This window comes from Psychrobacter immobilis (assembly GCF_904846285.1).
Classification (GTDB): Bacteria; Pseudomonadota; Gammaproteobacteria; order Pseudomonadales; family Moraxellaceae; genus Psychrobacter; species Psychrobacter immobilis_D.
In genome coordinates this window covers 38,180-63,848 of the sequence record NZ_CAJHAD010000015.1, presented here as the reverse complement: position 1 = coordinate 63,848, position 25,669 = coordinate 38,180, and the positions used below count along the sequence as shown (strand labels likewise).

Annotated in this window: 22 protein-coding genes and 4 tRNA genes; 12 read left to right on the top strand and 14 right to left on the bottom strand. The window is 43.4% G+C overall.

Annotated elements, in window-relative coordinates; all coding sequences use genetic code 11:
• Positions 1 to 72 precede the first annotated feature (72 nt).
• Entirely contained in the window at positions 73 to 834 is a 762-nt protein-coding gene (locus JMX13_RS09720) for a YgfZ/GcvT domain-containing protein (RefSeq protein ID WP_201612302.1), read from the bottom strand.
• Between the two features lie 335 nt (positions 835 to 1,169).
• Here JMX13_RS09720 and JMX13_RS09715 point away from each other — a divergent pair, with 335 nt between their 5' ends.
• Positions 1,170 to 1,523 (top strand): zinc ribbon domain-containing protein YjdM, encoded by a 354-nt coding sequence (locus JMX13_RS09715; protein WP_320157915.1) that lies wholly within the window; start codon positions 1,170 to 1,172, stop codon positions 1,521 to 1,523.
• A gap of 46 nt (positions 1,524 to 1,569) precedes the next feature.
• Entirely contained in the window at positions 1,570 to 2,871 is a 1,302-nt protein-coding gene (gene hemL, locus JMX13_RS09710) for a glutamate-1-semialdehyde 2,1-aminomutase (RefSeq protein ID WP_201612301.1), read from the top strand.
• Positions 2,872 to 3,015: 144 nt separating this feature from the next.
• Here hemL and JMX13_RS09705 read toward each other — a convergent pair whose 3' ends face one another.
• Positions 3,016 to 3,420, bottom strand: a complete 405-nt coding sequence (locus tag JMX13_RS09705) for a DUF962 domain-containing protein (protein WP_201612300.1) — start codon at positions 3,418 to 3,420, stop codon at positions 3,016 to 3,018.
• 531 nt (positions 3,421 to 3,951) lie between these two features.
• On the opposite strand from JMX13_RS09705, the gene ppx reads away from it, so the two are divergent.
• The 5 genes from ppx (at position 3,952) to JMX13_RS09680 (ending at position 10,096) form a co-directional block, all read left to right on the top strand.
• Positions 3,952 to 5,487: an exopolyphosphatase gene (gene ppx / locus JMX13_RS09700; protein ID WP_201612299.1), complete on the top strand. Its 1,536-nt coding sequence runs from the start codon at positions 3,952 to 3,954 to the stop codon at positions 5,485 to 5,487.
• 305 nt (positions 5,488 to 5,792) lie between these two features.
• Positions 5,793 to 6,596: an acetyl-CoA carboxylase carboxyltransferase subunit alpha gene (locus JMX13_RS09695; protein WP_201612298.1), complete on the top strand. Its 804-nt coding sequence runs from the start codon at positions 5,793 to 5,795 to the stop codon at positions 6,594 to 6,596.
• 182 nt (positions 6,597 to 6,778) lie between these two features.
• The gene (tilS, locus tag JMX13_RS09690; protein WP_201612297.1) at positions 6,779 to 8,374 is read left to right on the top strand and encodes a tRNA lysidine(34) synthetase TilS; all 1,596 of its coding nucleotides are present in this window, start codon (positions 6,779 to 6,781) and stop codon (positions 8,372 to 8,374) included.
• A 167-nt stretch (positions 8,375 to 8,541) separates the two neighbouring features.
• Positions 8,542 to 9,375: a pyrroline-5-carboxylate reductase gene (gene proC, locus JMX13_RS09685; RefSeq protein ID WP_201612296.1), complete on the top strand. Its 834-nt coding sequence runs from the start codon at positions 8,542 to 8,544 to the stop codon at positions 9,373 to 9,375.
• A 151-nt stretch (positions 9,376 to 9,526) separates the two neighbouring features.
• Positions 9,527 to 10,096: a YggT family protein gene (locus tag JMX13_RS09680; RefSeq protein WP_201545390.1), complete on the top strand. Its 570-nt coding sequence runs from the start codon at positions 9,527 to 9,529 to the stop codon at positions 10,094 to 10,096.
• A gap of 108 nt (positions 10,097 to 10,204) precedes the next feature.
• Here JMX13_RS09680 and JMX13_RS09675 read toward each other — a convergent pair whose 3' ends face one another.
• The gene (locus tag JMX13_RS09675) at positions 10,205 to 10,999 is read right to left on the bottom strand and encodes a hydroxymethylpyrimidine/phosphomethylpyrimidine kinase (protein ID WP_201612295.1); all 795 of its coding nucleotides are present in this window, start codon (positions 10,997 to 10,999) and stop codon (positions 10,205 to 10,207) included.
• 355 nt (positions 11,000 to 11,354) lie between these two features.
• Between JMX13_RS09675 and JMX13_RS09670 the strand changes: the two genes are divergently transcribed.
• The 3 genes from JMX13_RS09670 (at position 11,355) to JMX13_RS09660 (ending at position 12,607) form a co-directional block, all read left to right on the top strand.
• Positions 11,355 to 11,444, top strand: a tRNA-Ser gene (locus tag JMX13_RS09670).
• A 184-nt stretch (positions 11,445 to 11,628) separates the two neighbouring features.
• Positions 11,629 to 11,705: transfer RNA gene (locus JMX13_RS09665), tRNA-Arg, on the top strand.
• A 248-nt stretch (positions 11,706 to 11,953) separates the two neighbouring features.
• On the top strand, positions 11,954 to 12,607 hold the full coding sequence (locus JMX13_RS09660; protein ID WP_201612294.1) for an RDD family protein: 654 nt from the start codon (positions 11,954 to 11,956) through the stop codon (positions 12,605 to 12,607).
• Positions 12,608 to 12,651: 44 nt separating this feature from the next.
• On the opposite strand, the gene JMX13_RS09655 is transcribed toward JMX13_RS09660, so the two are convergent.
• The 11 genes from JMX13_RS09655 to JMX13_RS09605 all read right to left on the bottom strand — a co-directional run bounded on the left by JMX13_RS09655 (position 12,652) and on the right by JMX13_RS09605 (position 22,327).
• On the bottom strand, positions 12,652 to 13,641 hold the full coding sequence (locus JMX13_RS09655; protein WP_201612293.1) for a calcium/sodium antiporter: 990 nt from the start codon (positions 13,639 to 13,641) through the stop codon (positions 12,652 to 12,654).
• 232 nt (positions 13,642 to 13,873) lie between these two features.
• Positions 13,874 to 14,254 carry an aspartate 1-decarboxylase gene (panD, locus tag JMX13_RS09650; protein WP_045443274.1) on the bottom strand — a complete coding sequence of 127 codons (381 nt, stop codon included), beginning with the start codon at positions 14,252 to 14,254 and terminating at the stop codon, positions 13,874 to 13,876.
• A 153-nt stretch (positions 14,255 to 14,407) separates the two neighbouring features.
• On the bottom strand, positions 14,408 to 14,989 hold the full coding sequence (gene pth, locus JMX13_RS09645; RefSeq protein ID WP_201612292.1) for an aminoacyl-tRNA hydrolase: 582 nt from the start codon (positions 14,987 to 14,989) through the stop codon (positions 14,408 to 14,410).
• Positions 14,990 to 15,218: 229 nt separating this feature from the next.
• Positions 15,219 to 15,899 (bottom strand): 50S ribosomal protein L25/general stress protein Ctc, encoded by a 681-nt coding sequence (locus JMX13_RS09640; RefSeq protein ID WP_201612291.1) that lies wholly within the window; start codon positions 15,897 to 15,899, stop codon positions 15,219 to 15,221.
• A 322-nt stretch (positions 15,900 to 16,221) separates the two neighbouring features.
• Positions 16,222 to 17,169 (bottom strand): ribose-phosphate pyrophosphokinase, encoded by a 948-nt coding sequence (locus tag JMX13_RS09635; RefSeq protein ID WP_149490452.1) that lies wholly within the window; start codon positions 17,167 to 17,169, stop codon positions 16,222 to 16,224.
• 110 nt (positions 17,170 to 17,279) lie between these two features.
• A tRNA-Gln gene (locus tag JMX13_RS09630) sits at positions 17,280 to 17,355 on the bottom strand.
• Between the two features lie 233 nt (positions 17,356 to 17,588).
• Positions 17,589 to 17,664: transfer RNA gene (locus JMX13_RS09625), tRNA-Gln, on the bottom strand.
• Positions 17,665 to 17,851: 187 nt separating this feature from the next.
• Positions 17,852 to 18,379: a hypothetical protein gene (locus JMX13_RS09620; RefSeq protein WP_201612290.1), complete on the bottom strand. Its 528-nt coding sequence runs from the start codon at positions 18,377 to 18,379 to the stop codon at positions 17,852 to 17,854.
• A gap of 50 nt (positions 18,380 to 18,429) precedes the next feature.
• Complete coding sequence (gene ispE / locus JMX13_RS09615; RefSeq protein WP_201612289.1) at positions 18,430 to 19,398, bottom strand: 4-(cytidine 5'-diphospho)-2-C-methyl-D-erythritol kinase; 969 nt, start codon at positions 19,396 to 19,398, stop codon at positions 18,430 to 18,432.
• 64 nt (positions 19,399 to 19,462) lie between these two features.
• Positions 19,463 to 20,098, bottom strand: coding sequence for a lipoprotein insertase outer membrane protein LolB (lolB, locus tag JMX13_RS09610; protein ID WP_201612288.1), 636 nt, complete (start codon positions 20,096 to 20,098; stop codon positions 19,463 to 19,465).
• Between the two features lie 252 nt (positions 20,099 to 20,350).
• Positions 20,351 to 22,327 (bottom strand): tetratricopeptide repeat protein, encoded by a 1,977-nt coding sequence (locus JMX13_RS09605; RefSeq protein WP_227686281.1) that lies wholly within the window; start codon positions 22,325 to 22,327, stop codon positions 20,351 to 20,353.
• 634 nt (positions 22,328 to 22,961) lie between these two features.
• Between JMX13_RS09605 and hemA the strand changes: the two genes are divergently transcribed.
• The gene (gene hemA / locus JMX13_RS09600) at positions 22,962 to 24,344 is read left to right on the top strand and encodes a glutamyl-tRNA reductase (RefSeq protein ID WP_201612286.1); all 1,383 of its coding nucleotides are present in this window, start codon (positions 22,962 to 22,964) and stop codon (positions 24,342 to 24,344) included.
• 186 nt (positions 24,345 to 24,530) lie between these two features.
• Positions 24,531 to 25,664, top strand: a complete 1,134-nt coding sequence (locus JMX13_RS09595; protein WP_201612285.1) for an aminotransferase class V-fold PLP-dependent enzyme — start codon at positions 24,531 to 24,533, stop codon at positions 25,662 to 25,664.
• The last annotated feature ends 5 nt before the right edge of the window (positions 25,665 to 25,669 follow it).

Here is a 25,669-nt window from a genome sequence, read left to right as displayed (position 1 = left end):
ATTGCTCTGCTGCGTTTTTAGTAAAAGTGCTTTAAATAGTGTTTACTGTTTCTTGTTATTGATTACTTCGCATTATTTTTGGCGGGCGACATCCGCTTGCAGTGCTGGCGGTAAGTCTAATATCGTAAGCTCGCTATCCGCTATATGTTCTGGACGGGCGACGACCAATGCCTTAAAGCCACTCTCATCTGCAATCGCATTGACCACTTGGATTTTATCGAGCTTGTCACCTGCTGCTGGTACCTCGCCTGTGCCGCTAACATAATGTAAAAAGGCTTTTGGCGCTGCTTTAAAATAAATACGGGCAATGACTTCTTGACCAAGGTAGCAGCCTTTATCGTAATCCATACCGCCGCGCTGATGCAGACGCAGCTCTTGTGGCTGAAACAGTCCTTGCGTAGCTGCCGCTATCCAGTAGTTACCCGCTGCTAGACTCGCTTGCATCCAAGCTTCGGTATCTGCTGACGTATTATGTTCCTCTTTATGGCTAAAGGTCGGCAACCCATCGAGTACGCAAGGATAAATTGGCGCCGGTGCACTGGTATCAAACTTTGAAAAGGCACCGAACTTTTTTAAATGGGCTTGGAAAGCCTCAGCGCAATCGGCGCTGATAACCACATCATAATGCTTTTCGTCTTGTTTTTTTATCCATAGACCAAAATCAATGCGACCTTTTAAATTGCTAAGCGCCGTTGCTTGATAACTGAGTCCGAGCTTGGTGACATCAGAGGTCAATTGTCCTTGTAAGAATTTTTCCGCATCTTCACCTTGAATGGTCAGCTGGGCAAATTGTGGCAATGCTGATGAGAGTGTCGATAAGCTTGATTGAGTCATTATTATTGTCCTATTTATTAGTCGCTATAGCCTCAGATATTAGGGTTAATACTGAGTTATTAAAGTCGTTGTAAAACTCGCTGTTAAAATAATGCTTAAGATAGTATTTGAGGTTTTTTACCATCTAAAGGCAAATGGCTATCAAACCAAATTTGGTTAAAGCAGAGTACCATAAAAAACCATGTGATAAAAAACGCCTGTTTTAAGAGATAAACGAATGTATCCATTAATCACCGTACGGCGTTTACAATCTAAGCGATTGGTTAAAGCTGGCGAGTTACGGTACAATGTTAGCTGTAGAATACACCCAATTTATCACGGCTGACGAGGAAATTATGAGCTTACCCAATTGCCCAAAATGCGATGCTGAATATACGTACGAAGATGGTTCGTTACTGGTATGTCCCATGTGTGCTCATGAATGGACCGCGGCTGACACTGATGCGGCGCAAGCTGAAGAGCAAGATGCGGTCATCCGTGATGCGGTCGGTAATGAGCTGCAAGATGGTGATACCGTCACCGTGATCAAAGACTTAAAGGTCAAAGGTTCCTCAACCATTATCAAAGTCGGCACGAGAGCAAAAGGTATCCGCCTACTGCCCGATGCGTCTGATGGTCATGATATCGACTGTAAACTTGATGGTTATGGACCAATGAAGCTGAAATCGTCAGTGGTTAAAAAAGCCTAATTTATTGTTAATAAAATAAGATTGAATGAATAAGTAGAGAATAATTATGAGCACTAAAAATGAACAACTCTTTGCGCAAGCACGTAAGCATATTCCTGGTGGCGTAAACTCACCGGTTCGCGCCTTTGCCGGTGTCGGTGGCACGCCTATTTTTATGCACCGTGCTAACGGCAGTAAAATCTATGACACCGAAGACAATGCTTATATCGATTATGTCGGCTCTTGGGGTCCCATGATTTTGGGTCACGCGCATCCAAAAGTCATTGATGCGGTTAAAAAAGCTGCTGATGATGGTTTGAGCTTTGGTACACCAACGCCGTTTGAAACCACGGTTGCCGATAAGATTTGCGAAATCGTCCCAAGCGTTGAGATGATTCGGATGACCAGCTCAGGTACAGAAGCGACCATGAGCGCGATTCGTTTGGCGCGCGGGTTTACGGAGCGTGACAAAATCGTTAAATTTGAAGGCTGCTACCATGGTCATTCAGACAGCTTATTGGTAAAAGCGGGCTCAGGGATGCTAGATATTGGCGAACCAACGTCAAAAGGCGTGCCAGCGGATTTTGCTAAGCATACGATTACTATTCCTTATAATGACCCACAGGCGATTAAAGATTGCTTTGATAAATGGGGTAGTGAGATTGCCTGCGTGATTGTTGAACCAATCGCTGGCAACATGAATATGGTCATTCCGACCCAAGAATTCCACGATACTTTGCGCGCAGAATGTACCGCCAACGGCGCAGTATTAATTTTTGACGAAGTGATGACCGGTTTTCGCGTCGGACTTGGCGGCGCCCAAGCGCATTTTGGCATTGACCCTGATTTAACTTGCTTTGGTAAAATCATCGGTGCTGGTTTACCAGTCGGTGCTTTTGGTGGCAAAAAAGAAGTGATGTCTTGTATCGCGCCACTTGGCGGCGTCTATCAAGCGGGTACGTTATCAGGTAATCCACTGGCGATGCGTGCGGGTATCGCGATGTTTGAAGACTTAACCGTTGATGGTTTTTATGCTGAATTATCTGCGAAAGTAGATCATCTCGTTGATGGCTTCCAAGCTGCAGCAGACAAACATGGCATTAATATGCGTACCAATAAATTGGGCGGCATGTTTGGCATGTTCTTTGTTAAAGACAAGGCAACAAACGTACCGCAGAATTTTGATGACGTTACCGAGTGCGATATGGACGTATTTAATACCTTCTTCCATGGCATGCTAGATCGCGGTATTTATTTGGCGCCATCGGCTTATGAAGCAGGCTTTATGTCAATTAAGCATAGTGATGCAGATATTGAAGCGTCTATTAAAGCCGCTGATGAGATTTTTGCTGAAATGGCAAAAGCTTAGTTTAAGAACTGTTTCAAAACTGTTTAAGCACTATTTAAATACGTTAAGAGTATTTGAATCTTAATAATAAAGATAAAAAGCCAACATGATTCATCATGCTGGCTTTTTCATTTTTATTAAATTGAATCTATTAAATGATGCTTATTAAATTTTATCGAACTTACGGTCTTTTAAGCTGAGTCTGCCGCGTAGCACATCGCTATACATGCGAAAGTCGCTGGCAAAGCTCTGTAGAGGGAATTTAAAAGAAGCGGGTTTGTTCTTCTCAAAGAAAAAATGTCCAACCCACGCGCAGGCATATCCTGCGGCAATACCTTTCAGTAGTGGCTTTGCGGAGCGGTTTTTAACAGATTTTGCCAATCCCAAAAAACCAAAGCTACTACCGGCGAAATGCAAACGTCGACAAGCCATGTTTTGATGCTCATTTAAATAAAAATCGTAAAATTTTAGCTTAACTAAACGTTTTACGTGGATAAGATTGCCATGATTGGTTTTTTCCGTGTCAGTAGATAATTTTGTTTTTGCGGCTTGGGCGGTTGTCTGCTTCATAACTTTTGCTTCCTTGCGGGGTGTGATTGATTGAGCGTCATCATTCCGTGATGGACTTAACTGGTGAAAGCTAGTGCTTATTATATATATCGAATGGTATAGATAGAGCATTTATCGATATAAGTAAGTGCTTGTTCTTTCTTACAATATACTTATTATTTAACGCAATAGATTGTGTTTTTAATGTAGCAAAGCGCTGCTATGAAAACAAGCAGTAGAAGCTAACTTTAGCATTGTTATTTAATGACTGTTTAGCTAAGGTTTAATGCAGGTTGACTTAATTTATCCAAGCGCTTACTTGCCTTGTTAATACTGTGTTTAGCGATGGTAGCCGCTTACTTGCCACTGTTTGGCATAAATGCTTTAATGACAAAACTGGTTCTGCTTGAATTGCTATGCATGGCGGCGTTTGAATAGCACGGCGCTATAGTTTCGAGCAATGACAGTGGTTTTTAAAAACACTTTCTTTGTTAAATAATATAGCTCTTTTAATGATTTTCTCTTTTATCTGATACGGTAACGATTTCGCTTATGCCCAAAGACTACCTGAAAAACCCACCACTTGCTGATGATGAAATGATGGCTGCCATTGATATTGGCTCCAACAGTTTTCATCTAGCTATTGCGCGCCTTGACCATGGTGAGGTACGAAAAGTGGTGTCTATGTCTGAAAAGGTGCAGCTCGCTGCCGGACTTGATGAGAATAATATTTTGGGCGCTGCTGCTGAAAAGCGCGGTCTTGAATGCTTAAGTCGCTTTGTCGCGCGTTTGGATTCGGTGCCGCCTGAGCGCATCCGTGTCGTCGCGACCAACGCCTTACGCCAAGCTAAAAACGCCAATGACTTTATCAACCGTGCCAATAAAATTTTGCCCAAACCGATTGAGATTATCGCCGGACGTGAAGAGGCGCGCTTGATTTATTTGGGCGTCTCGCACACTAATGCCAGTAGTGACAAACGCTTGGTCGTTGATATTGGTGGTGGTTCGACAGAGTTTATTATTGGTCAAGAGTTCGATCCGTTATTGACCGAAAGCTTACAGATGGGCTGTGTCGCTTTTACGCAAAAGTATTTTGCGGACGGCTTGATTACCAAAGAAGCTTTTAATAATGCTATCTCAGCTGCACGTAAAGAAGTGCTGGCGATTAATGGCCGCTACCAAAAAGTAGGCTGGAGTAGTGTCGTTGGCTCGAGTGGCACGATTAAAGCGGTGCGCAACGTCCTTGTCTCAAAAGGCTGGGCGGATGAGCAAGAGCGTATTACCTATAAAGGCGTTAAAAAGTTAGAAAAATTATTGCTTAAAATTGGCAACGTTGATGATATAGACTTAGAAGGCGTCAAAGAGCACCGTAAAGCGGTCTTCCCAGCGGGCGTTGCGGTACTGCGTGCCATCATGAAGGTGTTGAGCATTGAAACCATGGTTTACTCAGATGGCGCGCTACGCGAAGGCGTCATGTACGATATGCTTGGCCGCTTTGCTAGCGAAGACGTGCGTGATCGCAGTGTTTTGGCGTTGATAAAGCGTTATTCAGGCGATAAAAAACAAGCCAAACAAGTGGTCAAAACCAGTCTTACTCTATTTGAGCAAGTCAAAGAAAAGCTTGCACTCACTAGTGAAGATAGCGATTTACTCAGACGGGCGGCGTCCTTGCACGAAATAGGCTTGGCGATTGCGCATAGCGGCTATCATAAGCACAGTGCTTACTTGATTGAATACTCTGATATTCCAGGATTTTCGCAAGTGGATCAAAAGCGGATGGCGCAGTTGATGCTCAATCATCGCCGTAAGCTTAAAGCTGATATGTTAGAGCAGACCTGTACCATCGGTGGTGATTCGCTCGTTTATCTGTGTTTGCTGCTACGTCTAGCGGTACTCGCGCATCACAGCCGTAGTGAGTACGAGTTACCAAAGCTAGCGTTAAAAGTAATTGATAATAATCGCTGGCAAATCACGCTTGGCGAGAGTAGTGAGCACTATGCTTTCTTATTATCAGATTTGCATACTGAGGTTGAGCAATTCGCTAAATGGGGCGTGAAGCTAAGCGTCGTTGAGGCCGAGTGTGGTTAAGGCATCAGCGTTGAGCGCTAACACTGATTCTTAACCATGGTTTTTAATACTGATTCTTGATACCGGTTCTTAATACTGATTTTTAACACTAAGCCGTTACTATTGTAATAATGGCGCTACAGATTAACGTAACAAAAGCGGCGTTGTGAGTAATGTCATGCGATTTAAGATGTGCTACTATAGCTTCTATTGAGTTTACAACTGTACTTTGATAATCGATTATCCAAAAGCTGATAACAATATCAACTAACAGTGTCATTATTAAACATCACCACATTATACAGAATTACGAAAGGGAAGCGTCTATGAGTACCGTCTGGGATAGCGTTCAGCTTGCACGGCATGCCAAACGTCCATTGTTTATGGACTATGTGAATCAGCTGTTTACCGAATTTGATGAGTTGCATGGCGACCGTGCTTATGCAGATGATAAAGCTATCCTTGGCGGTCTTGCGCGCCTAGACGGCCAGCCTGTGATGGTGATTGGTCAGCATCGTGGTCGAAGTACGCGCGAGCGTATCGCCCATAATTTTGGCATGGCAAACCCTGAAGGCTATCGCAAGGTGATTCGTTTGGTAAAAATGGCTGAGCGTTTTAATATTCCGGTAATGACCTTTGTTGATACTCAAGGCGCTTACCCCGGTATTGGTGCTGAAGAGCGCGGCCAAGCGCAAGCCATCGCTGAAAGTATCGCCGTGTTCTCTAGCCTTAAAGTCCCTGTTATCGTTACCATTATCGGTGAAGGTGGTTCAGGTGGTGCATTGGCAATAGGGGTTGGCGATAAGGTAAATATGCTGCAAAACAGTATTTATTCGGTTATCTCTCCTGAAGGCTGTGCGTCTATCCTGTGGAAAACCGCCGAAAAAGCCCAAGATGCCAGTGAAGCGTTAAAGTTAAATGCCATTAACCTCTATCAAATGGGCTTAATTGATGCGGTTATCGACGAAGGCGAGGGCGCACATATCCAGCCACAGCCAGTAATGACGGTGCTAAAAGCATTAATCGTTGAGCAATTAGATGAGCTTAAAGACATGGATGCACATGAGCGTTGCGAGCTGCGTTATGAGAAATTAAAATCCTTTAACTCAGAAGTGATGTTGCCCTGCTAAGATTTTATATTGCTAGGGTACTTAAACTTAGCTTTTAACGATATCGATTTACGCTTAATGTTAAAATAAAAACGTGTCATTTTATGGCACGTTTTTTTGTGCGGCTTCATTTATCCTAGCAAAGCTGCATTGGCATTAAAGGGGTTCGGCTGTTAATAAGTTAAAGATTAATAAGGTTAATAATGACGAATAGTGCAATCCTCCCATATCCTATTAAACCGATAGCCACATTGCCCGTCGATGCTGCTCTGGCAGAAGCATTATTAAGCAGTCTGGCTGAATATGGCGAGCAACTACATGGTCGGCGAGTTTGGCTAGCCTGTAGTGGTGGGCGTGATTCGTTAGCACTGGCAGCACTTTGCGTACAACTTTATCGCCAAGGTAAATTGCCATTTTTGCCGCAATTGCTGCATGTTAACCATGGTCTACAAGCAGATAGTGGCGCTTGGGCAGCGCATGTTGCCGATTGGGCAAAGGTACAAAAGATACCATGTCGGATTTTACCCGCACAAGTAAATGGTCATAATGAGCAGGCAGCACGGCAAGCACGTTATGATGTGATGCGTGCGCAACTTAATCAAGATGATGTATTACTCTTAGCGCACCATGCCGATGACCAAGCAGAAACCGTATTAATGCGCTTGATTCAAGGCGCTGGGGTAAATGGTTTATCAGGTATGCAGCCATGGCACATCCAAACGCAGGACGCGCATCGCATAGCGTTATGGCGACCTTGGCTAACGGTCAAACGCGCCGATATCAGCGCCTATGCACAGCTTATAAAGCTACCTTATATCGATGACCCAACCAATGAGGCTGGCGATAATGTGCGTAGTGGCTTACGTCGAGATATCATGCCGATATTAGCAACTTATAACCCAAACGTTATTGACAATATTGCTCGTAGCGCGCAATTATTAAGCGATGCGCACTTAATAATCAATGCCCAAGTAGTCGATGATTTACAGCACACAGAGATTGCATCATTACAGCTGCCACCTGCACAGCGCGTGCTAGATATAGATAAATTGCAATCATTACCAAGCTATCGTCAGCGACAACTATTGCATTATTGGCTTGGTCAAGATGAGCCACTACCGCCCGCCAAACAGCTCGTTGATGATGTCTTACGCCTAAGCCAACGCGATGATAATGATCACCAAACAGCGTTATTTTGGCAAGGTCACAAAGCGTCTTATACCATTCGCCGCTATCGTCAGCAGCTTTATCGTCTAAGCAATGACTGGCTCAAGTGGCTTGATTTGCCGCTTGCCGAGCAAACGCAGAGCTTATTTATTCATACTGAGTTTAATCTTACTGGGGCTAATGTTCATGCAGCTGACAGTAAGCCCGTTTCTATTACTTTACGTAATGATGATAAATTTACTTGGTACGTGCAGATTCAGCCAAGTGCAGTAGCGCAACCATTAGAAATCTATAAAGATAAGGTTAAATTCATCTTTGCGCCATTAGAGCGCAATCAGCGTGTGCAAACTCCACTGGTGTCGCGTCCACAAGCGGGTAAAAAGCTTTATCAAACCTTGGGCATTCCATCATGGATGCGTGAGAGTTTGATGGTAGTTAGTGTGACTGTGATAAATAAAGAAAGTAGTGAAAACGAGCTTTTAGAGAACGATCGCCCGATAAAACAACCTGTTTTATTATTATCGCCTTTTGAAAGCTGGGTGTTGGCTGCTGAACAGTCGAGTATTAATGTGGATGTAAAACAACTTGCCACCCTTATTGAAAGCTATTTAATTTTGCGTCAAACGTATTAAATGATAAATATGTAGTATCTAATATAGTGATTATTTAAACGGTCAGCCCATTATTGAGCCTTTGAATTTATCAAACGACGCCAGTAGCAGTATGGTAAACTGAGTGTCATTTTACCTATCATTATGTTAGTTTGAATGCCTTTGCATTTTTTGAATAGGAGACACGTATGTCAGTATTAGATAATAAAAAAATCAGCTTTATCGGTGGTGGCAATATGGCGCAGGCTTTGATTAGCGGGCTAGTCAGCTGCGGCGTTAAACCGAGTCTGATTACCGTTGCTGATCCGAGCAGTGAAGCGCGCGAGCAATTGGCTGCGAAAGGATTGAATACGGTTGATCCAACTGCCGATGCAAAAGCGGCCGTTATCGGTGCTGACATCTTGGTGCTGGCGGTCAAGCCACAAGTCATGAAAGCAGTGGTCAGTGGTTTTGCTGATGTTTTAGACAAGCAGCTGGTGATTTCAGTGGCAGCAGGATTATCGACTGCGCTGTTATCAAATATGCTCGGCGGATATAGCAACATCGTCCGTGCGATGCCAAATACACCAGCGATGATTCAAATGGGCGCAACCGGTCTGTACGGTACGGATGATATTTCTGCTGAACAAAAACAATTGGCAACCGCAGTGATGGAAGCATCAGGTCTGGTCATGTGGGTCGACAATGAAGAACACATGCATGCGGTCACCGCCGTATCAGGCTCAGCGCCAGCTTATATGTTTTACTTTATCGAAGCGATGGTCGATGGGGCAGTGGCCTTAGGATTGGATAAAGAACAAGCGTCAGCACTGGCCATGCAAACCATGCTGGGTGCAGCAAAAATGGCGCTAGGTAGTGAAGACGCACCAAGCGAGCTACGTCGTAAAGTCACTTCACCAAACGGCACGACCCAAGCGGCCATTGAGTCCATGCAAGCCAATAACATAAGTCGTCAAATTGTTGAGGCCATGCAGGCTTGTTATGATCGTAGCCAAGCGTTAAGTGAAGAGATGAGTAAATAGCCTTTAATGGTTAGTTCTCTACTGATAGGGTATGTCATGATTCATGAAATGCCCTATTAATAATCATAAAAAATGTAAAGTCATAAAAATACCTGATAATGACATTCGTCATCCTAAATCCCGTTAATAATGTCACATTGAGTAGCACTTCATGAACAACCTGTTATTGCAAATTTTTGATTTGGTCACTACCTTCGCCATGATGTTGGTGTTTATCCGCTTTATGCTACAGTTTGCGGGGATGGATGCCAGCAATCCTATGATTGCCCCTGCTTATAAAGCCACCCATATCGTCGATGTGTTTGGGCGTATTTTCCCAACTGTTGGTCAAGGTCGTATTAGTATTGCTGCCATTGTATTGATGTTTTTGATTCGCCTGATTGATATTGCAGGAAAAGCAGCATTAACGCATAAAGGTATTGCGCCTGTACCGTTATTCTTTACTGGTACTATCAGCTTAGTATTAGACTTTTTGCGTATGTGCCGCTATCTGGTTATCGGCTCTATCATTGTGAGCTGGATTGTAGTGTTTACCCAATCTCAGCATCCGATAATTGGTATCATTGTTAATTTAGCAGAGCCAATTTTAGCGCCGTTTCGCCGCATTACGCCAAACTTGGGCATGATTGACTTATCACCAATGATTGCCTTTTTTGCTTTTTATCTACTTGAGATATTTATCGGTGGATTGGCATCAAGCTTTATGCCGATGTTGGGCTAAGTTAAAGTCTGCTGAGTTGAAAAAAATAACTACCTCTTAAAAGATTTAAAAAAAGGGTGCTCTATAAAATATAGAGCACCCTTTTTTATTTACCATCTATAGATTATTCTAAAATTCTACAAAACGATTGGGTATCAATTGGGCGTCAGCATCATCAGGATGCGGCGCATCGGCGGCGCGCAGCGTTTTGGTAATCCAACTATCCGCCGCTTTCACCGCTTCGATAAGCACGTCACCCATCGCTAAGCGTCCAGCGATAAAGCTCGCTAATGAACAGCCAGAACCATGAAATTCGCCTTTTAGGCGCGGCAAAATACTTTTATGTACCATCTCACCTTTGATATACAGATACTGCTCGATATCACCGCTATCAAAGTCGTGTGAGGTCTTAACCAATACCGCATAACACCCTTGGGCGCATAATTTTTGCGCACCGATATGCAAATCTTGCTCAGCGCTTAAGGCTCGTAGCTCGTGGGTATTTGGGGTAATTAACGTCGCGTAGGGAAGCAGTTTCCTAAACGCAGTTGCCAAAGTTTGCTCATCTCCTAAGCTGCCACCGCTATTGGCAACCAATACCGGGTCGAGTACAAATGGCGTGTCAGCGGCGATAATTTGCTCAGCAAATAGACGCGTCAGCATCGCGATATTGTCAGTGGTGCCAAGCATACCTGACTTAATTACCGCAACAGGTAAATCATCGAGCACTGTGGTCGCCTGCGCTTCTACCAGTGCTGCTGCACAAGCCTCAAAACCGAATACCTGCTGCGAGTTTTGTATGGTAATCGCCGTACAAGCGATTGCGGCATGAGCGCCTGCTTGACCGACAGCCTCGATATCTGCTTGTAATCCAGCACCGCCCGACGGATCCAATCCTGAAAAACACAGTACCACTGGTCGCATAACCCTTCCTTTTATTTATTCTATAATGAATCATAAATACTATAGCTATCGATTGCCCAAAAAGCCATAGTCATTAGATTTTGGTCAATTACTGATAAAAACTCACTAGTAGTAAAACCGAAAACTAATCTGGATTTTCATAGCTAAATCAGGTGATTTTTAGCCTTAAAAAATAATAAATCCATTTAAATCGATAATTATGGCAAAAGCTGCGTTAAATCTGTAGACAACGCTTGCAATTCGTTTTGGCTTTGCTATAATACCGCCCACGGCATAAGACGTATCATTAGCATCGATACTGTGTTTAAAGAAGTGTTTTTTATAAAAATATTTCGATAAGTGTCTTAAATCGTTCGGTGAAGTGGGTGAGTGGCTGAAACCAGTTCCCTGCTAAGGAACCATACGTGTAAGCGTATCGAGGGTTCGAATCCCTCCTTCACCGCCATTTATTCAGTTGTTATAAAGAGTAATGACGCAAAAATAGCGTTAATGATATTTTAGATTAACATTCAAAAATAATTTGAATTTAATTAAAAAATAAGTTGACATAAGCGAGATTATCTATATAATAACCAACCTAATTTACTGCAATTGTTGTTGAATGATGCAGTAGATAATGTGCAAAGTACGCGCTTGTAGCTCAGTTGGATAGAGCACTTGGCTACGAACTAAGGGGTCGGGAGTTCGAATCTCTCCAAGCGCACCATTTGCATACTAGCTTATTTGTTCATATAATCATTAAGCTAAAACTAAATTAATCGCCTGTCTTATGACAATTTGGCGATTTTTTTATGCCTGTCATTTTTATAGCAGTATAATCTTGCCTTTCTATTTTCCCTAAACTCAAATTCTCCTGCCCTTGTGTTAAAAGTCTTGTCTTATCATAAGGTACGCTAAGCGCCTGAATTACGGTACAATGAGCGCTCTATTTTTCGCTTGTTATGGGCTGGTATCATGTCAAAATCGTCACCGAAAGCTGCTATTAAAGCAAAATCGCCACGCAACAACTCAGCGCATCAAGACTCCGTTGCCGAAGAGGCAGTGATTGCCAAACCGGGCACGCGTATGGCGGCTATTCTTTATGATGGTATGCTGATTTTGGCGCTACTGTTTTTGGTTGGTACGGTGCTGACGGTGATTGGCACGCTATTGACGATGGAGACGGGCACGCAGTCACAGCAAGCCAGATCGCTACCGACATGGTATCAAAACTTTATTATGACCCCCTCTTTTATCCTAACGCTGGTAGGCTTCTATGGACTATTTTGGCGCCGCGGTGGGCAAACACTCGGTATGCAAACGTGGCGCTTAAAAACGGTCAATAATAATGGTCATTTGCTAAAGTGGGGACAGTCGTTCAAACGTATTTTGGCAGCAAGTCTGATGCCGCTGATATTTGGTCTCATTGGTAGTGTTATCGGTGGTTCACGCGCTATCTTATTGACCAGTGCCTTTTTGGGTTTTGTCTTTAACTATGCCTTTTGCCTTTTTAATCGTCGCGGTTTGGCCATACAAGATATGCTATCAAATACCATTACTTTAAAAATGCCGAAAACAGAAAACGAAGGGCTGTGGCGGGTAATCAGAAACCGTAAAAAAGGTGAATAAAAGAACCTTAGCAAGTGAGTAGCACAGATAACTTTAATCGTAAACTACCTATTAAAAGTTTGCGTTAGTAAAATACTATAACCGATAAAAAACAGTAGTAATATCGTACCAGAAATACGTCCAAATGAGCGTTTGCTGATATAAGCAGACACACAAAGCCCCACCAATAATAGCGTCAACAGCGCCATTGCTGACACGTCGCGTGACAAAATAATTGGGTCGGCGCTAATAGAGGCAATGAATGCTGCCAATCCTACAACGCCGAGCGTATTAAAAATATTAGAGCCGATGATATTGCCAAGCGCCATATCATGTTCGCCTTTACGCGCTGCGGATAGGCTGGCGACCAACTCAGGCAATGAAGTACCAACCGCGACAATGGTCAAACCGATAATCAGCTCACTCAGACCCCAAAAAGTAGCCAATTCAACAGCGCCCCAAACGATAGCGCGTGAGCTTAATATCAATATCGACATACCTATTATTAAGCTTGCTAAGCCACGAAAAATTCCTGCTGATTGTCTATCCTTGTTCTCACTGTGTTCATTATTTTTGCTGGCTATTTTCTTGTCTTCCTGCCTACTACTGCGCAAATTCATCACAATTTGAAAAATCAATACTGCGGCCAATCCTAGCAATAATATTATGCCGTCTGATTGACTCAGTTGCCCATCACGCAGCTGCCACGCTGCCAGTATGGTAATGACTAGTAATAGTGGTAAGTCGCGCTTAACGATGCTTTTGTGGATAATAATAGGGCTAATAAGTGCTGTGGTACCTAAAACTAGGGCGATGTTCATGATATTTGAGCCATAAGCGTTGCCAAGCGCCAGCTCAGGGCTGCCTTCTAATGCTGCCAGTACCGATACCACCATTTCTGGCGCTGACGTGCCTAGTCCTAAAATGACAACGCCAATAAGGAAGCTTGGCACGCCTAGACTATTCGCTAAGGTCGTCGCGCCATCGATAAACATATCGGCACTCCAGACTAAAATAGCCAGTCCAATCAGCACTGTAATGACTGCCAACCACATCAACAAGCTTCCTTATAAGTAAACAAAACAGCTTTAAAGTTAATGAGTTCAAGGCTCAAAAGACTATAAGCTTAAAGGAAAGAGGTTTTAAACGCATTTATCGATATAAAAAAAGCTGAATCTTAGATAGATTCAGCTTTTTTATTCAAATATACAAACCAATTAGCTCAATGTTTATTACTTAAAAAGAAAAATGCATCAAACTTAGCAAAAACTTTAATGGTAAAACTTATTAAGCCACTTGTACCGGAATGATATTAGCCGTGTCTTTCACGGTATTGTCTTCGTTGCAATAAACCAGTTTTGGCTGATAAGTTGCGGCTTCCACTTCGTCAAAATGCGCATAAGCACAGATGATGACGATATCGCCTAAGTCTGCCATATGCGCGGCAGCACCATTTAACGAGATAATGCCAGAGCCCGCTTCAGCGCGAATTGCATAGGTGCGAAAGCGTTTACCATTGGTGACGTTGTAGATATCGATAGATTCGTTTTCACGCAGACCAGCAAGGTCTAGTAAGTCACCGTCAATACCGCATGAGCCTTCGTAGTGCAGCTCAGCATGGGTAACACGGGCGCGATGTAATTTGCATTTAAGCATATTAAGTAGCATAGGTTGCTTCCTTAGTGTAACTGATATAAATGAGTTAAATCAAAAGCTTAATGGGGACAAGTTGGTTAGAATAAAAGTTATTTTTCTAAAAGTCACGGTTAAATTTACGCTTTAGCCATTCAAATGACTTAGAAATATGTAATTAACGGCAGATTATTCCGGTAATTTAAAGCCATTAATCTGCGAGCGCGCTTTTTCAATATCGCCATCTAATAGCAATGGCAAAGCTTCAAAAGAGGCGCTTAAGGCGCTATCAATGGCAATTTGCTCATCGGGCGCCGCTTTAGACAATACATGACCGCTGACTTTAGACTTGTGACCCGGATGACCAATACCGATACGCAGACGATGAAAGTCGTTGCCGATATGCGGCGTGATATCACGCAGACCGTTATGACCGCCGTGTCCGCCATTGGTTTTGAGCTTGATGCTGCCAGCTGGGATATCGAGCTCATCATGGGCAATCAGCAACTCGTCATTTTTAATGCCATAAAAATTGATCATCGGCACCACCGATTGACCCGATTTATTCATAAAGGTCAGTGGCATGAGCAGACGCACATCATGACCATGAATTTGTCCGCGTCCCGTCACCCCATGGAATTTTTTGTCAGGGGCGAGGGCAATATTAAACTGCTGCGCCAAATGATGGACGAACCAAAACCCTGCATTATGACGCGTAAACATATACTGCTGACCAGGATTACCAAGACCGACAATAAGCTTTATGGCCATAAAAACACCCTGCTTAAATTTAATAAATGAGTGATAAGGTTTGAAAAGTAAGACAACTCTATAATATAAGACAGTTCTATAATATTTGTCTTACATACTAGTTATCCTACTTTTCAAACCTTACTTACAAAAACAGCAGGAGATATTTATCACCTGCTGTTTTTTGACTAAACAAACCTGTTATCACATAGCAGACACTAGATCGCAGTCTCTATGTAACGCGGGCTTATTATTCAGCGTCTTTGTCTTCAGCTTCAGCACTTTGTGCAGTCGCAGGTACGTCAGCCGCATCAACTTCAGCGTCTGCGTCAACTTCTTCAACCGTTGGTGGCTGCATGTTAACGATAGTACGGTCGTGAGCATCTTCCATGTCAAGATCAAAGATGATAACGCCTTCAGGCAGTTTGATGTCTGATAGACGGAATAGATCACCGATTTCCATGCCTGATACGTCAACTTCTAGGTATTCAGGTAATTGTGATGGTAGGCAAACGATTTCAACATCAGTTACTACTGTAGATAGAATGCCACCCGCTTTCGTACCTGGAGCATTTTCAGCACCAGCGAAATGCAAAGGAATGTTCATGTTGATTTTCTGACCTTTCACAATGCGCTGGAAGTCAGCATGCATTGGGAAACCTTTAGCAGGATGGCGTTGCAAGGCTTTGATAACAACTTGATGCTCATCGCCTTTATCGGTCGTGATGGTCAAGATTTGTGAAAAGAAGGCTTCATATTCAAGCGACTTTACTAGCTCGTTGATTTTGATTGAGATAGTGGTTGGTTCTTCACCACCACCATAAATGATAGCAGGAACTAGATTCTGCTTACGTAGGCGGCGGCTCGCACCTTTACCTTGTTGTTCAGCAGAGCGGTCAACCGCATTGATTGCAAAATGATCAATAGCCATGGATATAATCCTATAGAGAGTATGTGAAGTATCTACCAGCAATAACAGACTTGCGACCAGTCTATCACTGGATAATCAATACTTTAGAATGTATCAATCACGTCGCTAAGTATAAAAATACCTAAAAATAATAGAGTTTAGCTAATGATGAATACAGGCGCGCATTATACGTGATTCTTTAACAATAATAAAGACCTACGTGAAATGGCTATTTAAAGTGAATACACAATAAACCACGAAAAGTGATTAAAAAAAACGCCAAGTCATAAAACTCGGCGTTTTTTTAACAGATTTTTTAGTAACAAAAAATCTTAAGCGTTACCTAAGCATCAAACATTGCACTGATAGATTCTTCGTTATTGATACGGCGTAAGCTTTCAGCCAGCATCGGTGCGATACTTACTTGACGAATTTTGCTACAGGCTTTAGCAGCGTCAGATAATGGAATGGTATCGGTGACCACAATCTCATCGAGTGCCGACTCGCTGATGTTTTTTAGCGCATTACCCGATAGAACAGGGTGGGTAATATAAGCCAATACGCGGCGCGCGCCGTTTGCTTTTAGTGCTTCAGCGGCTTTACATAACGTCCCTGCCGTATCGACCATATCATCAACGATGACGCAATCACGGTCACGAACATCACCAATAATGTGCATCACTTGTGACTCATTGGCACGGGCACGGCGTTTATCAATAATCGCCATGTCGGTATCGCCCAATTGCTTAGCCATCGCGCGCGCACGTACCACACCGCCAACGTCAGGTGAAACCACCATAATGTTGTCATAATCTTGTTTTTTAAGGTCATTCAATAATACAGGAGTACCGTAGATGTTATCGACTGGGATATCAAAGAAGCCCTGAATCTGATCTGAGTGCAAATCAACGGTCATGACGCGATCGATACTGACGATGTTTAACATGTCAGCGACGACTTTAGCAGAAATAGGTACACGAGCTGAACGAGGACGACGGTCTTGACGTGCATAACCGAAGTATGGCATGACAGCAGTGATACGGCCAGCACTAGAGCGACGCAAGGCGTCAGCCATCATCATGATTTCCATCAAATTGTCATTGGTTGGTGCACAAGTCGGCTGCATGATAAACACGTCTTTACCGCGCACGTGTTCTTTGATTTCTACGGCAATTTCGCCATCAGAAAAACGCGTGATGTCAGCTTTACCAAGAGGTATATGGAGATGGTCGGCTACGGTTTTTGCTAATTCTGGGTGGGCATTACCCGTAAAAATCGCCAAATAAGGCATGACAGAAGTCCTATTGATTGACTCAAGCAGCGACCGCTAAGCAGTGTCAAACTGCTCAAATTCAGAAAAGAGTATGGAAAACTATTGATGACTACTATTACAGTAAAAAATGGCAGGGGTAGCTGGACTCGAACCAACGGATGTCAGGATCAAAACCTGATGCCTTACCAACTTGGCTATACCCCTGTAATGTCTAGGCTGTGTACGTCGATATCTAATAGCAACTTTTAATAAAATTACGCTTAGAATAGCGTCACGACCTGTTCGTTATCTTATAAACGAATAAACCGTTTAGAACATAACTTTTCCCTAACGGTGCTCATTGCGAACTATACCGAAACTGAGATAACGTTGTCAATGTCAATAAGCAGCTATCTTAAATCGCTTATTATACATATCAAACGCTTTGCGCTTAAAAATGGCAGGGGTAGCTGGACTCGAACCAACGGATGTCAGGATCAAAACCTGATGCCTTACCAACTTGGCTATACCCCTATTGAGGCGACCTATTATAAATAAATATTCAGCTTTTGCAAGTCATTTGAGGCTTTTAATGTCTTTTATTCTAAATAGGTTGAAAATAAAACGGATGTTGAGTTAATGAAAATTTATACACTGTCTTTATAATAATTCTATTTACACGCTATAGGCAGTGTTTGGTTGAATTTTTAGCTTGTATAGGCTAATGATTTGGCAAATCTTTGACATCCATGAACTGTGAACCCAAAAATTGGATATACCTATTTTCCAAACATTTAGGATCTGCTTGTTGCTCAAAATCGTAATCGTAGTTAGGATCGTATTTTCCGCCGTCTAAGGATCCATTAGTAAATAGCTCAGTGTTTAAAGGTATATCAACGCCATTGGCTGTCAGAGTCTGTGTCTCTTCATTCCAGGTGGTTATACCATGAGGAAAAACAGGAACGTTAAGCCTATCACCGTTGTGGATAAGCAAACAACCATCTTTCATAACTAAAGTACCGCCCATAGCTGGTTCTATTTCCGCACCATGCTCATATGGATAGGTAAAAAACTTAGCATATGGCTTATTTTCAGAGGCATTAATGCTGACATCACTAGCCCTATTATCGATAGATACTTTTGGCTTAGGTAACGTGACGTTTTGAGTATCAGAATTGTTGGTACAGCCTGTCACGGCTATTGAAAGTGCCAAAATACTTGTTGATAGCGTGAAAAAATTTATTTTCATTATGAATAACCTTTAGGCTAAAAAAGTTGCGTTATCAATTCCATCTAAACTTACAAACTCCCAACCATATACCCTGCACAAGGCGCATCTTTAATCCATTTTGCCAACAGCGCTTTATCAATCGTAACACTTGAATCCAATGGCAAGAATACGGCACTACCAGAGCCGGTCATCCGTGCTGTGCTGAGTGCTTGTGACTCTAATCCTTGCAAATAACGTAACGCTTCATCGACGGCAGGAGCAAGGCTGATGACTACAGGTGTAAAGACATTTTGATAAGGCTTGTTTAAATATTGCACATAATCAATGGTCTGGTTTTGAATGGTTTCAATCGATAGCGCGGTGATATCTCGTTGTAGTTGCGGATGAGCGAACAGCTTAGCAGTGTTCACGTGGGCGTTAGGCGTCAATACTAAATATTGCTGCTCTGCTAAATCAATGGCCGTCAGCTCCTCGCCAATACCCATCGCAATCGCATCTTGACCAAAGATAAATATTGGCACATCCGCGCCTACTTTAGTACCAATGTTTATCAGCTCGCTTTGAGTAAAATTAAGCTGCCAAATGTTATTAAGTGTCATCAATGTCGTTGCGGCATTGGATGAACCACCGCCTAATCCTGCGCCCATTGGCAAGTGCTTATCTAAAGTCACTTGCACAAGCGGTAGTTGCGCAGGTAGCTTATTTGAGTCTATGGCCGCTACCAGTAGGGCGCTAGCCGCTTTAAAGATTAAATTGTCCTCTATGCTGCTGGTTATCGTGTCGGCACCAGCCAACGTTAGCAGCTGACCACACAGGCTATTAATATCTACTCGACTGTTATTTACTGAGTTATCAAGAGTAGATATTAATTTATCTGCTGTCGAAAAATGTAGATAATCGCCCCAGTCGAGCAGGCGAAAGACGGTTTGCAAATTATGATAGCCATCAGCGCGCTTATCGGTAATATGCAGAAATAAATTAATCTTGGCCGGTGATAAGCGCGTGGTAACCGATGTTGGCATGGTGTGTTCAGTCATGAATATGCGTCTTTATGAATTGTTCGTAAAGATAACAGTGTGTTCTACTTTCTACGTATTGTTATTATTTTTGATGATCGATGGTCATCACTACTTTATTGCCTTGTGATTGCACCGCGCTGATTTTATTTGGCAGCTTATCATTACCTTTATAAGTAAAGCTGGCTTGCCATTCGCCATTCACCGCGCTAATCAAACGGTTTTGAGCATCAAGCTGTGGCGCGCTGTCCGAAGGCGCTGGGCGACCTGATATCCAATACGGCATTTGTGAAATCGGCGCTTGCCAGCCTGTAGCTTTTTTGAGCAAGGTTTCAGGGTCAGTAGCGGTTAAAGTGCCAGTCTTTTCGCTGATTAAAGTCGCTGATTGACCATTATATTCGATATTTGTTTTACCAATGCCGAGCGCGCCAATCAATTCGATGGCAAAGCGTTCATCTTGTTGCCCCCATGCATAGAAAGCACTACCGCCTTGGTTTCCTGTATTGTCTTTGCCAGGCGTTGTGACCCCGATTTTGCCCGTGATATTAAAGTTCTCAAGCTTTTTAGGCTGTTCAGCATTTTGACCTTGTACCGTGCCAATGGGCTGGTTGGTAGCATTGGCAGTTTTTAATGATTGGCAGCCAGAAGTAATAACGAGTGCGGTGGTTAAAGCGGTAAATAGCGCCAGTTTAGTTGGCTGGTGTTTTTTTGATGTTGACATGGTTGTTCCTCAAAAGTGACAAATTTACAAAATTATTTTTTTGATGTTTAGAAGCTCATATATTTAAAAGTTTCGATAATTAGATATTTCAAAAAAACTGTTTCGAAAAGAGAGTAGCTTAAGCGTTATTTGTTACTCGCTGATGCACGGCTGTTCATTTCTTATAACTGACTTGTAGTTTTTATGGCAAGCTTTTTTATGTCTAGCCGTATTTTATTGTCAGTATTAGATAAACTTTAAGCAAAAAGCGCATTAATAAAGCTGTATACGGTCGTTAACGTTGCGCTGCCCGAATGAGAAACGCTGTTGTAAATCTGCGAGTAAAGCTTCGACTTTTTCATTATTACCCAAACCTTGATAAGCGCGTAGCAGCAGCGTGCCTGAGCGTAGAGTCGGGAAGACGTCATATGGCGTTTGTAGATAGTCGATGACTTGCTGGTAGTTCTCAGCTGCTAAGGCATCCGCTGCCAGTATATTCAATGCTTGCAGATGCAAATCATTGTCATAGCGCGGGTCATCATAGCGGATTTGAATAATAGAAGTTGCTAGCGCCAAACCTTGCTCAGAGCTGCGCTCATTGGCTAGCAATAACTGCGCGTAGCTAAGCTGATAGGAGAGGTTGGTTGGGTCGAGCGTTTGCAAATGGTTCAATAAAGTGCGCTTAACGATATAGTCTTCTTTATCATCAAGCAGTTGAGCGCGGGCAAACAGCAGCATCTCATTATTGGGGTATTTACGACTGGCGCGTGTTAATAACCGTAGCGCTTCATCGGACTCATTTTGCTGCCACAAAATATCCGCTTGCATGACAAAACTGTCAGGGGCGAAGATACTAAAGTCTTTACGCAGTTTTTCTAGGGTAGCGATGGCGGACTCGACGTCATCATTGAGCAGCTCAAACGACACCACTTTTCGACGCGCTTCTAATACCAAGTCCTCTTGCATAACGCCATTGAGATAGTATTTTGCTTGCTCAAAGCGCTGCTGGCGCTCAGCACTGATACCCAGATAATAATAAGCTTGATCAAGATAAGAAGGGTTTTTAGCCAGCATATTAAGCAACTGGTCGGCAGTGGCATACTCTTCAACGTCTAAGCTGACCAGTGCGGCTAGCAAGGTAATTTCGGCGTCATCAGCAAAGCGCTCATGGGCGTCAAGTAACAGCTGCCAAGCCTGCTCGCTTTGCCGCAAATCAAGTAAGTAGCGAATCTCATATAAGTATAAGCTTTTGCTGTCAGGGTTACGTAAGCGTGCTTGGCTGACATAATTGATAACTGCCTCTGACGGCTCAGTCTTGCGTAATATATCGGCTTTTAAAGTGATAAAGGGTACATAATCTGGTTGACGCGCTAAGGCACGATCGATATGAACAATAGCAATCTCAGGTTCATTAAACTGATATAGCAAACCGGCTTTTAATACCGATAGCGAAGCGTTCTGCTCACTATCAATAGGTTGCAAGGCAGCGAGCAGTTCGCGTTTATCTTCATCAGTATTGGGATAAATGCCTATCAGGATTTCGCTAAGATCGGCTCGCGGGTCGTAACTTAGAATACGATTAAGGCTTTCGCCTGCCAACTCATAATCATGAGCGCGCAAGGCTAAATGTGCCACATAAAACCAAGCAGGCACGTGGTCGGGGTTTTGGTCTTGCCAAGTTTTAGCAAAGCGCAGAGAATCCTCAACGCTCTCATTGCGTAAAGATAAACTTAGCGCTCGCTCAAATACCGCCGTCGCATCTTGCTTAAAAGACTGCTGCTTATAGATGGTCACCGCGCGGTCGGTGTCATCACGATCCGCGGCAAATTCGGCATCTAAAAGCGCATACAAGCTCGGCTCGCCAAGCGACGTTTGCCCGCTGGTTGTTGGTGCTAGATTGTTCACATCATCAGCAATATTTTCAGTTGTTTGGGGCTGATGAGTTGATGGTTGCTGAATAGATGGCTCTTGAGATAATGATTGCTTAGCAAGCGTTTTATGAGCAGGTGTAGCAATAAAGTTTTCGCTGCTAGCATCATTAATATTTACATTATTAGTATTGGCATCATTGGCGACGACGGAAGAGATATTATAAGAGCTGATATGTAATGAGGGGCTGACATATTTAGCGTGGGCAGGTAATCCTAGGCATAAGCAAACGGCCAACGATAAAGTTAGCTGATGGCGCTGGTATAGCCGCTCCATAATAGCGTGCAATAAAGCGCGCAGGCGAGACTGATCATGATGCATAGGTTGCAATCTAAAGGATGAGCCAAAAAAAATCATAGCTAGCAGTGTTTACCTATTATTTACCCGTAAAATCGTTTGCAGCATAACAAGGTGATTTTATTGCTATTATTCTAAAAACAGCTACGAAGAAAACCCGTGACTAGCATTATAAGAGTAGATTGAGGGGATAAACAATAGCGTCCGTGTTACTCAGATATTAGCAATATTTAGCGGATTAAGTAACTGCTAAATTTATCGTAAGTTGGCTTGAATTACTCAACTATTGAATAACCTGCCATTGCTAATAGACAAGATAAATGCGACTAGCGTTTTTTAAATTTATCTATTTAACAGCGTTTACTTTAAAAGCCTTCATAGCAGTTGATTTATCGACGCTGCGCCCAGATACAGACAAATAACATCGCCAAGCGTTGCCTGTTAAATAAAGCTAGCAATAATGATATAATAAGCGCTTTTTAAGCGTTTGCACTATATCTATCGTGCGCATGATTGGTTAAAGACATTTTTTCAAAGACAGTTTAGCAAGCGCTGTCTGTGAAAAACTGTTTTCTAAAACTGCTGCTTGAATAGGGTTTTTTAACCTTCCAAGAGCGTTTGGCTGGTAGGTAAACGTTATATTTATGGTCTATCAATAATGAGATTAGTGGTCATTGGGGTCAATCACAAAACCGCACCAGTCGCTCTACGAGAGCGCTTGGCGCTTGTTGGTGAGGATGTGACTATCGCCCTTAAACAGCTAGAGCGCTTTACCGATGGTAGCGTGATTGTCTCTACTTGTAACCGTACTGAGATTTATGCGCTGGTTCCGCAAATTTTATTAACTCCAGAATCAGGGGCGCATTTAGCGGAGCCACAAGCTACTGATACTATTGCCAGCAATATTGCAATCGGTGCGCAAACTGCTTCGGCGGTCATCAGTACTCATATTTTAAAAATCAAAGCATGGCTGGCTGATTTTAAACAGCTGTCATTGGACGAGATTGACCCTTATCTTTATGTACACCGTGACACTCATGCCTTGACCCATTGGCTCAGGGTCGCCGCTGGTCTTGACTCAATGATATTGGGTGAACCGCAGATACTCGGTCAAATCAAGCGTTCCGTCCATTTGGCGCAGGATCAAAAAGCACTGAGCAATCAGCTCGGCTGGATTGTCGATCAGGTATTTGCTGCCGCTAAACGCGTGCGTAACGAGACCCAAGTGGGTGCTCAAGCAGTCTCACTCAGCTATGCTGCTGCCAAATTGGTGACGCAGATATTTGACGAGTTACCCAGTCGCACCTTATTAGTCGTCGCAGCAGGCGAGATGAATCGCTTGGTGGCGACCCATATCGCCGGGCTTGGGGTCGGAAAGGTTATTATTTGTAACCGTAATCCTGAGCGCGCTGAAGCATTGGCCGCTGAACTGCGTCGACCAGATCGTGTCGTAGAGGTGAGAGCGCTGCAAGAATTGCCGCAAGTATTGGCAGAAGCTGATATTGTCAGTAGCTGTAGTGGTAGCATGGATGTGCTGATAGATAAAACCATGACCTTGCGCGCGCTTAAAAGCCGTCGCTATCAGCCGATGCTGATGATTGACTTGGCAGTGCCGCGCGATATCGACTCTACCATTAGCCGTATCGATGATGTTTATCTGTATTCGGTCGATGACTTACAACATGTGATTGCTGGTAATATTGAGCAGCGTAGGCAAGCGGCTGTCGATGCGGAGCTGCTCGTCAGTCAATTGGTCGTTGAGATGGATCGGCGCTTTCAAGTGCGCCAAGTCGGCAAAGATATTCAGCAGTATCGCGCGCGAACCCATGACCAAGTAGATAAACTGCTGCATCAATCCATTGCTAAGTTGCAACAGGATAATGCCAGCCCTGAGGACATTATCACTGAGCTGTCGCGCCGTTTAACCCAGACGCTAACCCACGCTCCATCGAAGCTGATGCGTAAAGCAGCACGTGAAGGTGACAATGAATTGCTGGATTTTGTGGTGTCGGGATTACAAGAGGCGCATCGAGGTCGTTAAGCCATTTTCCAAGCTAGTCACTAAACCATTTGCCAAGCCAATCGCTAAACAAGGGTTGGTTTTTTGCTAAGTTACCCCCTATAATCGGTAGAGCAAAAAATATCAGTGATGTGGCAAAATCTCAATCATGCCCAAAACCTAAAAACTCAGTAACAACATTTTCTCTTATCATACTAGGAGCGTCCCATGACTGCATTACGTCAAGATATTGATCCAAACGGCTTATTAGAATACTCAGTGGTTTATACTGACCGTGCCCTAAACCACATGTCAAAAGTCTTTCAACAAGTGATGAATGATTTATCTAGCAACCTAAAATCAGTTTATAACGCTGATGCGGTGGTGATTGTTCCTGGTGCTGGCACTTATGGAATGGAAGCAGTGGCGCGCCAATTGGCCAATGACGAAGACTGCTTAATTATCCGTAACGGTTGGTTTAGCTATCGTTGGACGCAAATTTTAGAAAAAGGCAAGATTGCCAAATCCTCTACAGTATTGACTGCCAATCGTGAAGCGGGTGATACGCCAAAGCCGTTTTCTCCAGTCGCTATCGATGAAGCGGTTGCTAAAATCAAAGCTGAAAAACCAGCCATGGTTTTTGCCCCGCACGTCGAAACCTCATCTGGTATTATTTTATCAGAAGATTATATAAAAGCATTGGCCGAGGCCGTTCATAGCGTTGGCGGCTTATTGGTCATTGACTGTATCGCATCAGGTTGCGTCTGGCTTGATATGAAAGATTTGGGCATTGATGTGCTTATTAGCGCACCGCAAAAAGGCTGGAGCAGCACTCCATGCGCAGGTCTGGTCATGCTGAGCGACGCTGCCGTGCAAAAAGTAGACAGCACCGAGTCTGATAGCTTTAGCCTAGATTTAAAACAGTGGTTAAATATCATGCGCGCTTATGAAAATGGCGGCCATGCCTACCATGCGACTATGCCAACCGATAGCTTACGCCAGTTCCGCGATACCGTTAACGAGGCCAAAGAAGTTGGTTTTGAGACATTATGCGCGGCACAGTGGGAGCTTGGCACGCGTGTTCGTGAAGTACTAGCAGCCAAAGGTATTGAAAGCGTTGCCGCAAAAGGTTTTGAAGCGCCTGGCGTAGTGGTTGCTTACACCGACCGCGATGACATGCATAAAGGTAGTGCTTTCGCTGAAGCTGGCATGCAAATCGCTGCTGGTGTACCATTAAAAGTAGGCGAGCCTGATAATTTTAAAACCTTCCGCTTGGGTTTATTTGGTTTAGATAAATTGACTGATGTGGACAGTGCAGTACAACGTTTTGAAAAAGCGCTTGATGAAGTGTTGGCTAAATAATATCT

Excerpts from the sequence above, each read along its gene's own strand:
- JMX13_RS09635 (WP_149490452.1), bottom strand. The coding sequence starts at position 17,169 with ATGCCTTATTTGGCGATTTTTACGGGTAATGCCCACCCAGAATTAGCA.
- JMX13_RS09680 (WP_201545390.1), top strand. The coding sequence starts at position 9,527 with ATGAACAACCTGTTATTGCAAATTTTTGATTTGGTCACTACCTTCGCC.
- JMX13_RS09675 (WP_201612295.1), bottom strand. The coding sequence starts at position 10,999 with ATGCGACCAGTGGTACTGTGTTTTTCAGGATTGGATCCGTCGGGCGGT.
- hemL (WP_201612301.1), top strand. The coding sequence starts at position 1,570 with ATGAGCACTAAAAATGAACAACTCTTTGCGCAAGCACGTAAGCATATT.
- JMX13_RS09660 (WP_201612294.1), top strand. The coding sequence starts at position 11,954 with ATGTCAAAATCGTCACCGAAAGCTGCTATTAAAGCAAAATCGCCACGC.
- pth (WP_201612292.1), bottom strand. The coding sequence starts at position 14,989 with ATGGCCATAAAGCTTATTGTCGGTCTTGGTAATCCTGGTCAGCAGTAT.
- JMX13_RS09720 (WP_201612302.1), bottom strand. The coding sequence starts at position 834 with ATGACTCAATCAAGCTTATCGACACTCTCATCAGCATTGCCACAATTT.
- JMX13_RS09705 (WP_201612300.1), bottom strand. The coding sequence starts at position 3,420 with ATGAAGCAGACAACCGCCCAAGCCGCAAAAACAAAATTATCTACTGAC.
- JMX13_RS09715 (WP_320157915.1), top strand. The coding sequence starts at position 1,170 with ATGAGCTTACCCAATTGCCCAAAATGCGATGCTGAATATACGTACGAA.
- hemA (WP_201612286.1), top strand. The coding sequence starts at position 22,962 with ATGAGATTAGTGGTCATTGGGGTCAATCACAAAACCGCACCAGTCGCT.
- tilS (WP_201612297.1), top strand. The coding sequence starts at position 6,779 with ATGACGAATAGTGCAATCCTCCCATATCCTATTAAACCGATAGCCACA.
- JMX13_RS09605 (WP_227686281.1), bottom strand. The coding sequence starts at position 22,327 with ATGCATCATGATCAGTCTCGCCTGCGCGCTTTATTGCACGCTATTATG.
- proC (WP_201612296.1), top strand. The coding sequence starts at position 8,542 with ATGTCAGTATTAGATAATAAAAAAATCAGCTTTATCGGTGGTGGCAAT.
- JMX13_RS09620 (WP_201612290.1), bottom strand. The coding sequence starts at position 18,379 with ATGAAAATAAATTTTTTCACGCTATCAACAAGTATTTTGGCACTTTCA.
- JMX13_RS09595 (WP_201612285.1), top strand. The coding sequence starts at position 24,531 with ATGACTGCATTACGTCAAGATATTGATCCAAACGGCTTATTAGAATAC.
- JMX13_RS09655 (WP_201612293.1), bottom strand. The coding sequence starts at position 13,641 with ATGTGGTTGGCAGTCATTACAGTGCTGATTGGACTGGCTATTTTAGTC.
- ppx (WP_201612299.1), top strand. The coding sequence starts at position 3,952 with ATGCCCAAAGACTACCTGAAAAACCCACCACTTGCTGATGATGAAATG.
- ispE (WP_201612289.1), bottom strand. The coding sequence starts at position 19,398 with ATGACTGAACACACCATGCCAACATCGGTTACCACGCGCTTATCACCG.
- lolB (WP_201612288.1), bottom strand. The coding sequence starts at position 20,098 with ATGTCAACATCAAAAAAACACCAGCCAACTAAACTGGCGCTATTTACC.
- panD (WP_045443274.1), bottom strand. The coding sequence starts at position 14,254 with ATGCTACTTAATATGCTTAAATGCAAATTACATCGCGCCCGTGTTACC.
- JMX13_RS09695 (WP_201612298.1), top strand. The coding sequence starts at position 5,793 with ATGAGTACCGTCTGGGATAGCGTTCAGCTTGCACGGCATGCCAAACGT.
- JMX13_RS09640 (WP_201612291.1), bottom strand. The coding sequence starts at position 15,899 with ATGGCTATTGATCATTTTGCAATCAATGCGGTTGACCGCTCTGCTGAA.